This is a genomic window from Thalassobaculum sp. (assembly GCF_040219215.1).
Classification (GTDB): Bacteria; Pseudomonadota; Alphaproteobacteria; order Thalassobaculales; family Thalassobaculaceae; genus Thalassobaculum_A.
Genome location: NZ_JAVJSX010000028.1, coordinates 1 through 12774 on the forward strand (window position 1 = coordinate 1; position 12774 = coordinate 12774).

Sequence of the window (12774 nt, forward strand, 5' to 3'; positions counted from 1 at the left end):
GACCGCGTCCAGGACATCATGGAGGAGATCCGCGGTCCCGCCGGCCGCACCATGTGGGCCTGCTGGATCTTGCCGAGGATGACCGCGACGGTCTGCGGGTACTCGTTCTTCAGGTAGTTCGCCAGGACCTGCTCGTTCACGTTGGCGAGCTTGTCCCACATGGTCCGGCCGGCCGGGCCGCGGATCTCCTCCATGATGTCCTGGACGCGATCCTCGCCCAGCACCTTGGCCAGCAGCCGCTGGGTGGAGTCGATCGAGCCGACCAGCGAGCCGGTCGAGGAGACCTGCTCGGCGAACTCGACGAACAGCCGCTCGACGATGTTGGACGACACGGTGCCGAGTCCGGCCATGACCTGGGAGATCTCCTTGATCTCCTCGTCGTCCATCTGCCCGAACAGCTTGGCCGCCTGTTCCTCGCCCAGCGACATCAGCAGGATGGCCGCCTTCTCGGGGCCGGTGATGCTGCGGTAGTCCTCGCGAGCGCGCGTGCCGATGGCGATGGACCTCTGCTGGAGGAAGAATGACCGCGTAGCCGCCTACACTAAAGGAATCCGGCCGAACCGGACAGCGCAATGATCCACGGCCCGTATCGGGCATTCGCAGAGTGGCTCCTGAAAAAGGGCATGCGCTCATCCGTGATAACCGACGATCGTGCCGGAGAACCGCTTTGTTGCCCGCCCGATTCTTTGATGGGAGAGTGCCGGTGAATCGATGCCCGGGAGGTTGCCGGGCCGGTACTTCCCTTCGGAACCGAGGAACGCCATGAGCTATGTGTTTCACCGCGACACCCGCGCGGACATGCCGGTCGTCGTGCGCGGTGAGGGGATCTGGATCGAGGATTCCAGCGGTAAGCGCTACCTGGATGCGTCGGGCGGCGCCGCGGTGTCCTGCCTGGGCCACAGCCACCAGCGGGTGATTGCCGCAGTGCGCGACCAGGTCGGTCGGATCGCCTTCGCCCACACCGGCGCGTTCTCGAGCGAGCCGGCCGAGCAACTGGCCGAACTGATGGTCCGGAACGCGCCGGGGCGTATGGCCAGGGCACTCTTCGTCAGCGGCGGATCGGAAGCGACCGAGGCCGCGATCAAGCTCGCCCGGCAGTACCATGTGGAGCGCGGCGAGCCCTCCCGCCACCGCATCATCGCCCGTCGCCAGAGCTACCACGGCAACACGCTGGGCGCTCTCTCGGCCAGCGGCAACATGGCCCGGCGTGCCCTGTATCAGCCCTATCTGCAGGACTGGAGCCACATAGCGCCATGCTACCCCTACCGCGATCGTCGTCACGACGAGACCGAGGAGGCGTACGGCCTGCGGGTCGCGGACGAGCTTGAGACCGAGATCCTGCGGGTTGGTCCGGAAACGGTGTCGGCGTTCATCCTGGAGCCGGTGGTCGGCGCGACCCTTGGCGCGGTCGCAGCCGTGCCGGGATACCTTGCCCGCGTGCGCACGATCTGCGACCGCCACGGAGTGCTGCTGATCTTCGACGAGGTGATGTGCGGCATGGGACGGACCGGCACCCTGTACGCGTCTGAGTACGACGGGGTCGTGGCCGACGTCTATGTCGTGGCCAAGGGGCTGGGCGCCGGTTACCAGCCGATCGGCGCCGTGATCGCGTCGGAAGGTGTGTACGCAGCGATCCACGAGGGCAGCGGGTTCTTCCAGCACGGCCATACCTATATGGGCCACCCGGTTGCCTGCGCGGCGGCGCTGGCAGTGCAGGCCGCGATCCGGGACGAGGGGTTGCTGGCACGCGTTCAGTCGGGCGGGGCGACGTTGCGTGCCCTGTTGGAGGAGCGCTTCGGCAATCATGCGCATGTCGGCGAGATCCGCGGCCGAGGCTACTTCGTGGGGCTCGAACTGGTCGCGGATCGCGCTTCGAAGGCGACCTTCGACCCCGCGCTGGCATTGCACAACCGGGTCAAGGCCGCAGCGATGGAGAACGGACTGATCTGCTATCCGATGGGCGGCACGATCGACGGGAAGTCGGGCGACCACGTGCTGGTCGCACCGCCCTTCATCACCACCGACGATGAACTGGCGGAGATCGTCGAGCGGGTCGGTGACGCGATCGACCGGGCAATCGCTTCGACGAGCCATTGAACCGGCAAGGCACCCGGGTATTGCCTCAGCGGAGGCGGCCTGGCTCGGCTGAACCGAACTCGAAGCGGGTCGCCGCCCTCAGTGGAAGACCCGCCCCGCATCGATCACCACGGTCTGCCCGGTCATGGTTTCGGTTCGACACATGGTGACCACCATGTCGGCGCAGTCGTCCTTGTCGGCCGGCTTCTTCAGGACCGAGGCGGCAGAGGCGCGCTCGATCTGTTCGGATTTGAGGTTGGCGGTGGCGCGCGTGCCTTCCAGCAAACCCGGTGCCACGCAGTTCACCAAGGTCTCGGGGGCGAGGCCGACTGCCATGCATCGCGTCAGGTGGATCAGGCCGGCCTTGGATACCGCATAGGCAATCGACGAACCGGTCGGAGACAATCCCGCCCCCGACGCGATGTTGACGATGCGGCCGTTGCCCTGGGTCTTCATGACGGGTGCCACGGCCTTGATCAGGCGCATCGGTCCGGTCAGGTTGACGGACATGATCTTGTCCCATTCATCGAGCGTAAGGCCGTCAAGATCCGTGAACGGGATCGCTTTGTTGTAGGCGGCATCGTTGACCAGGATGTCGAGGCGGCCGAAGTGCTTCGTGACGTCGCCGACCAACCGTTCGACCGCGGCGCCATCGGTGATGTCGCAGGCGAATGCGGCAGCGTTGATCTGGAAGCCGGAGGACAGTTCGCGTGCGACGCCTTCCGCTTGGTCTCGGCTCTTGGCGTACATGACGGCGATGTGCACGCCTTCCTTTGCCAGCGCATGGCAGATGCGTTGGCCGAGCCCGCCATTGCCGCCGGTCACCAGCGCGACCGCGCCCCTGAGGTCCATGAACCGTCTCCCTGGTATTGTCGCGTCACCGGTTCGGTCAGCCGAAGCTGACGGATCCGGATTATCAAATCGCCCGGTTTCAATACTTTAGCAAGCGCTAGGCCCGGCATTTGAATGACGGATTGACTGTTGTGCCGTGGCCGAACGGATGTGGCTGTGCTTGATGTCGATGTCAGCTTTCTGTTGACAGTTTACAATATAGCCCCATTGCGTGCAGGGTGATTGGACTGGTGATCGCGAGAGGTTGTGCCGTCACAACGGGTTCGAAGAGGAGGACACCATGAAGCAGATGGATTTCAATCGGCGCCTGTTCCTGCAGGGACTTGCGGCTACGGCCGGTGGCGTCGCCGCGGCCGGTATTGCTCCGGCGAAGGCCGCGGGACCGACGATCCGCCTTTGGTCTGCCCCGATCATGCGTCCCTTTCCGACCTGGGAGCCCTTCGAGCAGCAGGCAGGGATCACGATTGCCTGGAGTCCGAAGAGCGCCAGCGCGGACGAGGCCCTGTCCAAGATGATGGTTGGCGACGGCAAGAAGCTCTACGACGCCTTCACCGACAACGGCGGAGGTATGGAAGATGCCATGGCCGAGAACGGGGTGATCGCCGAACTCGACACCTCCCGGATGAAGAACTGGGGCCTGCTCAGGGACGAAGTCCGCGATCCGAACGGAGCGGCGGCCCACTCGATCCGCTACAACGACAAGATCTTCGCAGTACCCTACATCGCGAATGCCGACTCGCTCGCCTACAACAAGACCGTGCTCGGCCAGGACTATGACAGCTGGGCGCCGCTGTTCGACCCCGAGTTCAAGGGCAAGGTGGCGATGCAGAACGACTTCGGACCGACCATGACGGTCACGGCGATCTATCTGCATGAATCCGGTCAGATGAACATCAAGGACCGGTCGAACATGACCAAGGACGAGGTGCAGGGGGTTGCCGAGTACCTGATCGAAAAGAAGAAGGGCGGTCAGTTCCGTACGTTCTGGAACGGCTTCCAGCAGGGGGTCGACCTGCTGGCATCCGGCGAGGTGGTCATGATGTCGTGCTGGGAGCCGATCCAGCGCGTAGCGGCCGGCAAGGCCAGCCAGGACATCGTCTATGGCACGATGAAGGAAGGCCATCAGGTCTGGAACAATGTCGTCATGCTGACCAAGGACGCCGCCAAGCGCGGGGTTGACGAGGCGTTCTACAAGCTCGCCGACACCTGCCTTTCGCCCTGGTACACAACGCGCCAGCTGTCGCGCTTTGGCTTTGCCTCGCTGACGACCGGCATGGTCGATTACCTTGAGGCCCATCCGGCCGACTTCAACGTGGCCGACCTGAAGGCGACACTGAAGAGCAAGGAGCAGCGCTACGCCGTCAAGGGCAACGCTTGGCAGAACGTCTATCCGAAGGAACTGCGGGCGTATCAGGAATGGTGGTCGCGCGTTCAGGCCGCCTGACCCGGCAGGAGCCCGATGTCCGGACCGACTGACTCCGGGGGGGCGGCACCGCAGCGCCGCACCCTCTGGCAGGCCATCGTCGACGACCATGGGCCAGGGCGCCTTGTCCTGTGGATCCCGTTGGTCTTCATGGTCGTGTTCTTCCTGATTCCGCTTGCGCTCACGCTGGTGTGGAGTGTGTTCGAGCGAACGATGTTCTGGATGGAGCCGGGCTTCACCTTGGCTGCTTATCAGGACTTCTTCGGATCCGGTCGGATTGATAGCTTCCTCGGGTCGGTGAAGTCAGCGGCCGTTACCGTGGGTGTCGCGTTTGTGCTCGGGTTCCCGATCGCTGTGTTCGTGCGCCGCTCGGTACCGGCGCACGCCCAGCACCAGGCTGTCCTGCTGTTTATCCTGCCGTTCATGATCTCCGAGGTGATCCGGCTGTTCGCACTGCGCCCGGTGCTGGGCCGCAACGGGATCGTCAACGACCTGCTGATGTCGATCGGGGTCGTCGACGAACCCGTGTCGGCCCTGCTGTTCACCCCGACCAGCGTGGTGATCGGCGAGGTTCTGTCGTTCCTGCCATTCATGGTGTTTTGCGGGTTTCTGGCGATGGAGGCGGTGCCCGACTACGTGTTCGAGCTGTGCGACGACATCGGCTCTGGTCTGGCCGTGACCCTGCGCCGTGTCATCATTCCACTGGCGGCGCCCGGTATCGTCGCGGCAGCGATCTTCATCTTCGTCAACTCGCTTGGCCTGTTTCTGGTGCCTGATCTGCTTGGCGGGCCGGGGGCAGCGAACGCCGGAACGCTGGTGGTCAATGCGATTGCCGCCCTCGATTTCCCGCTGGCGATGGCGATCGCGGCAATCATGGTGGCGATGATGGTGGTGCTGCTGCTGATCGGCCACTGGCTGTTCGACCTGACCAAGCTGCTGGAGCCGTTCCGGTGAGCCACGATTACGAGAGTCGCTGGGTCTACAGGGCGAAGTGGACCTATCTGCTGTCGGTGGTCGGCGTGCTGATGCTGCCGGTTCTGTACACGCTGTGGATCTCGTTCAACGCCAATGGCTTTGGCGCGGCGGAGTACGACTTCACCGTCTTCTGGTACGTTGAACTGTTCAACAACGCCGAGATCCGGACGTCGCTGGGCTGGACCGTTCTGATCGCGGCGATCGTGGTCGCTGTCACCGCTCCCATGGGCGTTCTGGCGGCCAAGTTCTATCAAGGCACCCAATTCAAGGTGCCGTTCGTCTTCCTGATGCTGTCGCCGCTGTTCGTTCCGGCCGATGTCACGGCTGCCGCCCTGTTGGTGTACTTCAAGAACCTGAACGGGCTTGTCGATGGGCTGATCGGGGTGGAACTGTTTGACCTGTCGCTGTGGACCGCCGTAGCCGGACAGATTACCTGGTGCTTGCCCTATGCCTTCGTGGTCATCCTGGTGACCATGGGGCGCTTCCGCCCGGAGCAGACCGAGGCCGCGCGAACCTGTGGCGCCGACGCCTGGCAGGCGTTCTGGCAGGTGGAGTTCCCGCAGATCCGGCCCGGGGTGTTCTCGGCCGGTGCCTTCGTGACGATCCTGTCGTTCAACGAGTATGTCCGTACGAACTTCCTCAAGGGCGGGTTCGATACGTTTCCCACCTATCTCGTGTCCTACATGCTCAACACCGGCATGACGCCGGAGGTCTACGCCATGGCGGGGTTGGTGAGCCTTGTGTCGATGGCGGCAATTGGTCTCGTCCTGGTCGTCGCACTTCGCCGGAGGATTGTATGAGCGGTGTTCCCGCCGTCGAAGTCGATGGGGTTTCCAAGAACTATGGCGCGGTGAGCGCGTTGAAGCCGACCAGCTTCGCGGTGCCGAATGGACAGTATTTTGTGCTGCTCGGCCCATCGGGAGGGGGCAAGACGACGACCCTGCGCATGATCGCCGGATTGATCCGCCCGACGACCGGCCGGGTCCGCATCGGTGGGCGTGACGTCACCGACGAGCCGGCCAACCGCCGGGACACCGCCATGGTGTTCCAGGGCTTCGCGCTGTTCCCGCACATGACCGTGGAGCAGAACGTTGCCTATGGCCTGGAGTTGCGCCGGCTTCCCAAGGATGAACTCCGCGAGCGGACCGCCGCGATGCTCCGGCTGGTCGGGTTGACGGGATACGAAGGGCGGCGGCCCAGCGCGCTGTCTGGTGGCCAGCAGCAGCGGGTGCAGCTTGCCCGGGCGCTGGTGCTGCAGACGTCGATCGTCCTGCTCGACGAGCCGCTGGCCGCGCTCGATGCAACCTTGCGCAAGGACATGTGCTTTGAGCTGAAGCACATTCAGGAAAGCGTGGGCACTACCTTCATCCACGTCACCCACAACCAGGAAGAGGCGATGACCGTCGCCGACCAGATCGCGCTGATCGCCGCCGGTACGCTGGTCGAGAGCGGGACGCCCCGCGCCATGTACGAGCACCCAAAACGACGCTTTACGGCCGAGTTCATTGGAGAGAATGCGGTGTTCTCCGGGCCGTCATCGGAGGGCGTGCTGCGGGTCGGCGGCGTCGCCCTGACCGTGAGTTGCGTCGAACCTGCGAGCGCCATCTCGGTTGCGGCGGAGAACATCGCCATGCACCGACAGCGCCCGGATCTGGAGCAAGCTCTGCCCGGAACGGTGGTCGATGTGTTCTATTTGGGGTTCACGGCACTGCTGCACGTCGAGGTCGATGGCGGGCCCGCCGTACCGGTCCGGCTGCCATCGAGAGAACTGGATGTCGGGATCAAGGCCGGCGAACGCGTCTGGCTTTCATGGGATCCTGGCCACGCCCGCGTGCATATGGCGTAGGGAGCGCGACGGGCCGTCGAAGGCGACCGACGGCGGTGATACCGGTCAGCCGACCTTGGCGTCGTCGTCAGTTCACCGCGTCCCGCAGGATCATCTCGGCAGCCTTCTCGCCGATCATGATGGCCGGCGCGTTTGTGTTGCCCGAGGTCAAGGTGGGCATGATAGAGGCGTCGGCGATCCGCAATCCGGTCAATCCGTGAACCTGCAGCCGCGCGTCGACCACGGCCATCGTGTCCTGTCCCATCTTGCAGGTGCCGACCGGATGATAGGTGGTCTCTGCCGTCTGCCGGACCCAAGCCAGTATCTCATCGTCGCCGATTTTTGCCGAGCCGGGTGCGATCTCGGTCACATTCAGTGGCAGCATCGAGGGCGCGGTCATGATCGCGCGGGCCACCCGGATGGCGCACGCCGTCAGTGCCGCGTCGATCGGTGCGGACAGGAAATTGAAGCTGATTGCGGGCGCTCGACGGGGATCGGACGAAGTGATGTGGATCGAGCCTTTGCTCTCGGGCCGCATCGGGTGGGCGTAGCAGGTCAGTCCGGCCTGTCGGGACAGCACCGGGCCGTCCGGTCCCGGCTCTGTGAGCATTGGCACCCAGCCGAGCAGCAGGTCGGGCGCGTCCAGCCCCTCGCGGGACCGCACGAAGGCGCGGATTGGGGCGGCGACCATGCCGAGCATTCCGCCCCCGGAGACGGCGTATCGCAGCGCCTGCCACACCAGCCCGAGGCCGCGGCCCCGGTCGTTGAAGGTGTAGCCCGGCGTTCCGACCGCCCAGCGGGTCCGTGGAGCATAGTGATCGCGCAGATTCTCGCCGACGCCGGGCAGGGCGTGACGCACCTCGATGCCCAGGCCGCGCAGGCGTTCCGGTTGGCCGATACCCGACAGCTCGAGCAGTTGCGGCGAGTTGATGGAACCGGCGCTGACTACGACTTCGCGGCTGGCGTGGGCGTCATGGCATTGTCCGGCGACAGAGTAGCGCACGCCGACGCAACTCTTGTCTTCAAGGATCAGCCCTTCGGCCAGGGCGCCGGTGACGATCCGCAGGTTCGGGCGGCGGCGTACCGGATCCAGGTAGCAGCGGGCGGTGCTCATGCGACGGCGCGACGCGATTGTCGCCTGGCTCATGGCGATGCCGTCCTGCCGGGCACCGTTGTAGTCGGGGTTGTGGGCGATCCCGACTTCGCTGGCGGCGGCGATCAGGGCCCGGTACAGCGGGTCGCGCGGTTCGGGATTGGTGACGCGCAGCGGGCCGTCGCGGCCACGGAAAGCGTCGTCGCCGTCGGCCTCATACCGCTCCATGCGCTTGAAGAACGGCAGGACATCAGCGTAGCTCCAACCTGGATTTCCCATCTGCGCCCAGGTGTCAAAGTCCTGGGCCTGGCCGCGCACGAACGCGAGCCCGTTCAGCGCGCTGGAGCCGCCGAGCATCCGGCCACGCGGTACCGGAATCCGACGGCCGCCGGTGTTCACATCGGCTTCGGAGCTGTACAGCCAGTTCACCGCCGGGTTGGAGACCAGCTTGGCGTAGCCGACCGGAATGTGAGTCCACGGGTGACCGGTGGGTCCGGCCTCCAGAAGCAGCACGGTGGAACGCGGATTTGCCGACAGTCGGTTGGCCAGTACCGCTCCGGCCGATCCGGCGCCGACGATGATGTAATCGTAACTTTGCATCAATGAGCCTTGCGTGGGCGGGCGATTCTTGGGGGTTCCGGGCATTTAGGCGGGGATGGTAGGCCTGATTGGGGCAAATCAGCTCACGTGGACGACCGGGACGCAAGATTCGGGGAGTGGCCAGAGCCAACGTGGATCTTTTATAACAGGCTGACCAGCATGCTGGAGAGTAGGGGCTGTTCCAATCGCTTTGGCCAGCGTAGCCTTGCCCTGCCCGAGCAACTGATATGATGAATCCCCTCGATCCAATGGGGGAAGGGCGGATACCGGAAACGACGACGGGAAGAACGATGACGGATATGCGATATCTGGCGCCGAGCACGCTCGATGAAGCGGTTGGTGCGTTTGCTGCTGCTGCGGGCGCTGCCCGCATTCTGGCCGGCGGTACCGATCTTCTGGTGCAGATGCGCGCCGGCATGGTGCAGCCGGGCCTGATCGTCGACATCAAGAAGATTCCGGAACTGACCAGCATTGAGGAAACCGCCGACGGCGGTTTTGTCGTCGGTGCCGCGGTCTCGGGCGCCGTGTTGTACGAGCATCCGCGCTTTGGCGAAGTGTGGCCCGGCGTCCTGGAAGCCATCAACCTGATCGGCTCCACCCAGGTCCAGGGCCGGGCTTCCGCCGGTGGTAATCTGTGCAATGGCTCGCCAGCCGGCGACAGCGTGCCCGCGATGATCGCGGCTGGCGCGACCGTCACGGTGCAGGGACCGAATGGGCGCCGGCAGATGCCGGTAGAGGCCGTGCCCGTCGGACCGGGCCGCACCAACCTGACGCCGGGCGAAATCCTGGTGAGCTTCACCCTGCCGCCACGGGCGAAGGGATCGAGCGACGCCTATCTGCGGATGATCCCGCGCACCGAGATGGACATCGCGGTGGTCGGCTGCGGCGTGAACCTCACGCTGAAGGACGGAGTGTGCACCGCCGCCCGGGTCGGGCTCGGAGCGGTGGCGCCGACCGTGTTGCTGGTCGAGGACGCCGCCAAGGCCCTGATCGGCTCCAAGCTCGACGACGCGGCCATCGAAGCCGCCGCCGCCGCGTGCCGTGCTGCCTGCCGTCCGATCGACGACAAGCGCGGTACCATCGTTTACCGCACCAAAGTTGCCGGCGTGCTGCTGAAACGCACCGTCGCCATTGCCGCCGACCGCGCCGGGAGGGCTTGAGACCATGGCCAAACTGCATATTTCGACCAAAATCAACGGCGAGCCGACCGAGTTCCTGTGCGATCCGAACGACAGCATGCTCGACGTGCTGCGCGGCCCACTGGCGCTGACCGGTTCAAAGGAAGGCTGCGGCTCTGGCGACTGCGGCGCCTGCAGCGTCATGCTCGACGGCCGGCTGGTCTGTTCCTGCCTGATGCTGGCGGCCGAGGCCGAGGGCCACGAGATCGAGACGATCGAGGGCATGGCCGAGGGCGAGAAGCTGCACCCGCTGCAGCAGAAGTTCCTTGAGATGGCCGCCCTGCAGTGCGGGATCTGCACGCCCGGCGTCCTGGTCGCCTCGAAGGCGTTGCTGGAGAAGAACCAGAACCCGACCGAGACCGAGGTGCGTTACTGGCTGGCGGGCAACCTTTGCCGGTGCACCGGTTACGACAAGATTGTTCGCGCGGTGCTGGATACCGCAGCGGAGATGCGGGAGGCAGCTCGATGAACGAAATCAGCAACAAGTGGATCGGCACCAACACCATTCGTCCGGACGGTGCCGACAAGGTTACCGGGCGCGCGGCCTATGCCGCTGACACCAGCATGCCCGGCATGATCTGGGGCCGGGTGCTGCGCAGCCCGCACCCGCACGCCCGCATCAAGTCGATCGACACCTCCAAGGCCGAGGCGCTGCAGGGCGTGAAGGCCGTGGTGACCTCCAAGGACATCGTGGAGTTCCCGGTCGACAAGGCGGTGCCGCTCGGCATCCAGGACATGCGCTGGATGTCCCGCAACGTGATGGCGCGCGAGAAGGCGCTGTTCCACGGTCATCCGGTCGCGGCGGTTGCCGCGATGTCCGAGGCGATCGCGGCAGAGGCCTGCAAGCTGATCGAGGTCGACTACGAGGTTCTGCCCTGGGCCATCGAGATCGAGGACGCGATCAAGCCGGACGCACCGATCCTGCACGACTTCGTCCAGTTCGAGGGCAAGCCGTCGAACATCGCCGGCACGCTTGAGCATAAGCTGGGCGACATCGAGGCCGGGTTCGCCAAGGCCGACGTGGTGATCGAGCGCAGCTTCACCACGCGCCCGGTCCATCAGGGCTACATCGAGACCCATGCCTGTCTGGTCAGCGTCCTGTCCGACGGCAAGACCACGATCTGGAGCTCCAGCCAAGGCCAGTTCATGGTGCGTGCCATGACCTCGCTGCTGACCGGCATTCCGCAGAGCAGCATCCGGGCCATCCCCGCCGAGATCGGTGGCGGCTTCGGCGGCAAGACCATCGTCTACCTCGAGCCGCTGGCCACGCTGCTGTCCAAGAAGTCCGGCCGGCCGGTCAAGATGGTGATGAGCCGCGAAGAGGTGATGCGCGCCACTGGTCCGACTTCCGGGTCGACCAGCACGGTCAAGATCGGTGCCACCAAGGACGGCACGATCGTGGCTGCCCAGGGGGTGTTCTACCTGCAGGCCGGCGCCTTCCCGGGTTCGCCGATCCGCGGTGCGGCCGGTTGCGCCTTTGCGCCGTACAACATCGCGAACGTGGTGTCCCGTGGCTTCGACGTGGTGTCCAACCGCTCCAAGGTCGCGGCGTACCGCGCACCGGGCGCGCCGATCGGCGCGTACGCGGTGGAATGCGTGCTCGACGAGATCGCAGAGGCGCTGAAGATCGATCCGCTCGACCTGCGGATCAAGAACGCCGCGCGCGAGGGCACCAAGGCGGCGCACGGCCCCGTCTACCCGCGCATCGGCCTGCTCGAGACCATGGAAGCCGCGCGCAAGCACCCGCACTACAAGGCGCCGCTGGGCAAGTTCCAGGGCCGGGGCGTGGCCAGTGGCTACTGGTTCAACGCCGGCGGCGAGTCCAGCGCGCAGGTGAACATCACCGAGGACGGCAACGTCGTGGTGACCACCGGCCACCCGGACATCGGCGGCTCACGCGCGGCGATCGCCAACATCGCGGCTGAACTGCTGGGCATCGACTACCGGCGGGTTTCGGTGCTGATCGGCGACACCGCGACCGTCGGCTACAGCAACCTGACCGGCGGCAGCCGGGTGCTGTTCGCCTCGGCCATCGTGGTGACCGACTCCGCCGAGCAGGTGATCGGCCAGCTCAAGGCGCGTGCCGCCAAGATCTGGGGCATCAGCGCCGACGCGGTGGTGTGGGAGAACGGCGAGGCGCGTCCGAGCGGCGACCACACCGGCAACTTCCCGACCATGACGCTGGCCGAGATCGCCGCCAAGGCGTCCGAAACCGGCGGGCCGATCGGCGCGGGCGTGCAGCTCAACACCACCGGCGCCGAGGGCGGGTTCAGCACCCACATCTGCGACGTCGAGGTCGATGTGGATCTCGGGATCGTCCGGGTGCTGCGCTACACTTCGTTCCAGGACGTCGGCCGGGCGATCCACCCGGCTTATGTCGAGGGCCAGATCCAGGGCGGTGCGGTTCAGGGCATCGGCTGGGCGCTGAACGAGGAGTACATCTACAACAAGAAGGGCCACGTCGATAACCCGGGCTTCCTCGACTACCGCATGCCGGTCTGCTCGGACATGCCGATGCTGGACGCGGTGATGATCGAGATCCCGAACCCGAAGCACCCCCAAGGGGTGCGCGGGGTCGGCGAGGTGCCGCTGGTCCCGGTGATGGCGGCGGTCGCCAATGCCGTCCACAGCGCCCTCGGCAAGCGCTACTACAGCCTGCCGATGTCGCCGCCGAAGGTGCTGGAAGGCCTGGACGAGGGCACGCTGCAGGCGGCGGAGTAACGCCGCCGAGCCTGCTGCTGAAGGGAACGGC

The 12774-nt window shown here is 65.5% G+C and carries 10 protein-coding genes and 1 pseudogene; 8 read left to right on the forward strand and 3 right to left on the reverse strand.

Annotation, left to right across the window (positions count from 1 at the left end):
- A pseudogene (locus RIC54_RS19570) lies at nucleotides 1-428 on the reverse strand (flagellar motor switch protein FliG); the annotation flags it as partial.
- Nucleotides 429-762: 334 nt separating this feature from the next.
- On the opposite strand from RIC54_RS19570, the gene RIC54_RS19575 reads away from it, so the two are divergent.
- Nucleotides 763-2097: an aspartate aminotransferase family protein gene (locus RIC54_RS19575; protein WP_350095728.1), complete on the forward strand. Its 1335-nt coding sequence runs from the start codon at nucleotides 763-765 to the stop codon at nucleotides 2095-2097.
- A gap of 78 nt (nucleotides 2098-2175) precedes the next feature.
- Here RIC54_RS19575 and RIC54_RS19580 read toward each other — a convergent pair whose 3' ends face one another.
- Nucleotides 2176-2928, reverse strand: a complete 753-nt coding sequence (locus RIC54_RS19580) for an SDR family NAD(P)-dependent oxidoreductase (protein WP_350151347.1) — start codon at nucleotides 2926-2928, stop codon at nucleotides 2176-2178.
- A gap of 280 nt (nucleotides 2929-3208) precedes the next feature.
- Here RIC54_RS19580 and RIC54_RS19585 point away from each other — a divergent pair, with 280 nt between their 5' ends.
- Genes RIC54_RS19585 through RIC54_RS19600 form a run of 4 tightly spaced genes read left to right on the forward strand, consistent with a single transcriptional unit; the run spans nucleotide 3209 to nucleotide 7172 of the window.
- The gene (locus RIC54_RS19585) at nucleotides 3209-4372 is read left to right on the forward strand and encodes an ABC transporter substrate-binding protein (protein ID WP_350095724.1); all 1164 of its coding nucleotides are present in this window, start codon (nucleotides 3209-3211) and stop codon (nucleotides 4370-4372) included.
- 15 nt (nucleotides 4373-4387) lie between these two features.
- Nucleotides 4388-5305, forward strand: coding sequence for an ABC transporter permease (locus RIC54_RS19590; protein WP_350095722.1), 918 nt, complete (start codon nucleotides 4388-4390; stop codon nucleotides 5303-5305).
- Entirely contained in the window at nucleotides 5302-6126 is an 825-nt protein-coding gene (locus tag RIC54_RS19595; RefSeq protein WP_350095720.1) for an ABC transporter permease, read from the forward strand. The genes RIC54_RS19590 and RIC54_RS19595 overlap by 4 nt, the downstream gene beginning before the upstream one ends.
- Nucleotides 6123-7172, forward strand: a complete 1050-nt coding sequence (locus RIC54_RS19600; protein ID WP_350095718.1) for an ABC transporter ATP-binding protein — start codon at nucleotides 6123-6125, stop codon at nucleotides 7170-7172. Before RIC54_RS19595 ends, RIC54_RS19600 begins: the two co-directional genes overlap by 4 nt.
- A 67-nt stretch (nucleotides 7173-7239) precedes the next feature.
- Here the strand turns inward: RIC54_RS19600 and RIC54_RS19605 are convergent, their stop codons facing one another.
- Nucleotides 7240-8844 carry a GMC family oxidoreductase gene (locus tag RIC54_RS19605; protein WP_350095716.1) on the reverse strand — a complete coding sequence of 535 codons (1605 nt, stop codon included), beginning with the start codon at nucleotides 8842-8844 and terminating at the stop codon, nucleotides 7240-7242.
- Between the two features lie 290 nt (nucleotides 8845-9134).
- On the opposite strand from RIC54_RS19605, the gene RIC54_RS19610 reads away from it, so the two are divergent.
- The 3 genes from RIC54_RS19610 to RIC54_RS19620 are packed head-to-tail and all read left to right on the forward strand — an operon-like array spanning nucleotide 9135 to nucleotide 12743.
- Nucleotides 9135-10004 carry an FAD binding domain-containing protein gene (locus RIC54_RS19610; protein WP_350095714.1) on the forward strand — a complete coding sequence of 290 codons (870 nt, stop codon included), beginning with the start codon at nucleotides 9135-9137 and terminating at the stop codon, nucleotides 10002-10004.
- A 4-nt stretch (nucleotides 10005-10008) separates the two neighbouring features.
- On the forward strand, nucleotides 10009-10491 hold the full coding sequence (locus RIC54_RS19615; protein ID WP_350095712.1) for a (2Fe-2S)-binding protein: 483 nt from the start codon (nucleotides 10009-10011) through the stop codon (nucleotides 10489-10491).
- The gene (locus tag RIC54_RS19620) at nucleotides 10488-12743 is read left to right on the forward strand and encodes a xanthine dehydrogenase family protein molybdopterin-binding subunit (protein WP_350095710.1); all 2256 of its coding nucleotides are present in this window, start codon (nucleotides 10488-10490) and stop codon (nucleotides 12741-12743) included. Before RIC54_RS19615 ends, RIC54_RS19620 begins: the two co-directional genes overlap by 4 nt.
- The last annotated feature ends 31 nt before the right edge of the window (nucleotides 12744-12774 follow it).

Excerpts from the sequence above, each read along its gene's own strand:
- RIC54_RS19575 (WP_350095728.1), top strand. The coding sequence starts at position 763 with ATGAGCTATGTGTTTCACCGCGACACCCGCGCGGACATGCCGGTCGTC.
- RIC54_RS19580 (WP_350151347.1), bottom strand. The coding sequence starts at position 2,928 with ATGGACCTCAGGGGCGCGGTCGCGCTGGTGACCGGCGGCAATGGCGGG.
- RIC54_RS19585 (WP_350095724.1), top strand. The coding sequence starts at position 3,209 with ATGAAGCAGATGGATTTCAATCGGCGCCTGTTCCTGCAGGGACTTGCG.
- RIC54_RS19590 (WP_350095722.1), top strand. The coding sequence starts at position 4,388 with ATGTCCGGACCGACTGACTCCGGGGGGGCGGCACCGCAGCGCCGCACC.
- RIC54_RS19600 (WP_350095718.1), top strand. The coding sequence starts at position 6,123 with ATGAGCGGTGTTCCCGCCGTCGAAGTCGATGGGGTTTCCAAGAACTAT.
- RIC54_RS19605 (WP_350095716.1), bottom strand. The coding sequence starts at position 8,844 with ATGCAAAGTTACGATTACATCATCGTCGGCGCCGGATCGGCCGGAGCG.
- RIC54_RS19610 (WP_350095714.1), top strand. The coding sequence starts at position 9,135 with ATGACGGATATGCGATATCTGGCGCCGAGCACGCTCGATGAAGCGGTT.
- RIC54_RS19615 (WP_350095712.1), top strand. The coding sequence starts at position 10,009 with ATGGCCAAACTGCATATTTCGACCAAAATCAACGGCGAGCCGACCGAG.
- RIC54_RS19620 (WP_350095710.1), top strand. The coding sequence starts at position 10,488 with ATGAACGAAATCAGCAACAAGTGGATCGGCACCAACACCATTCGTCCG.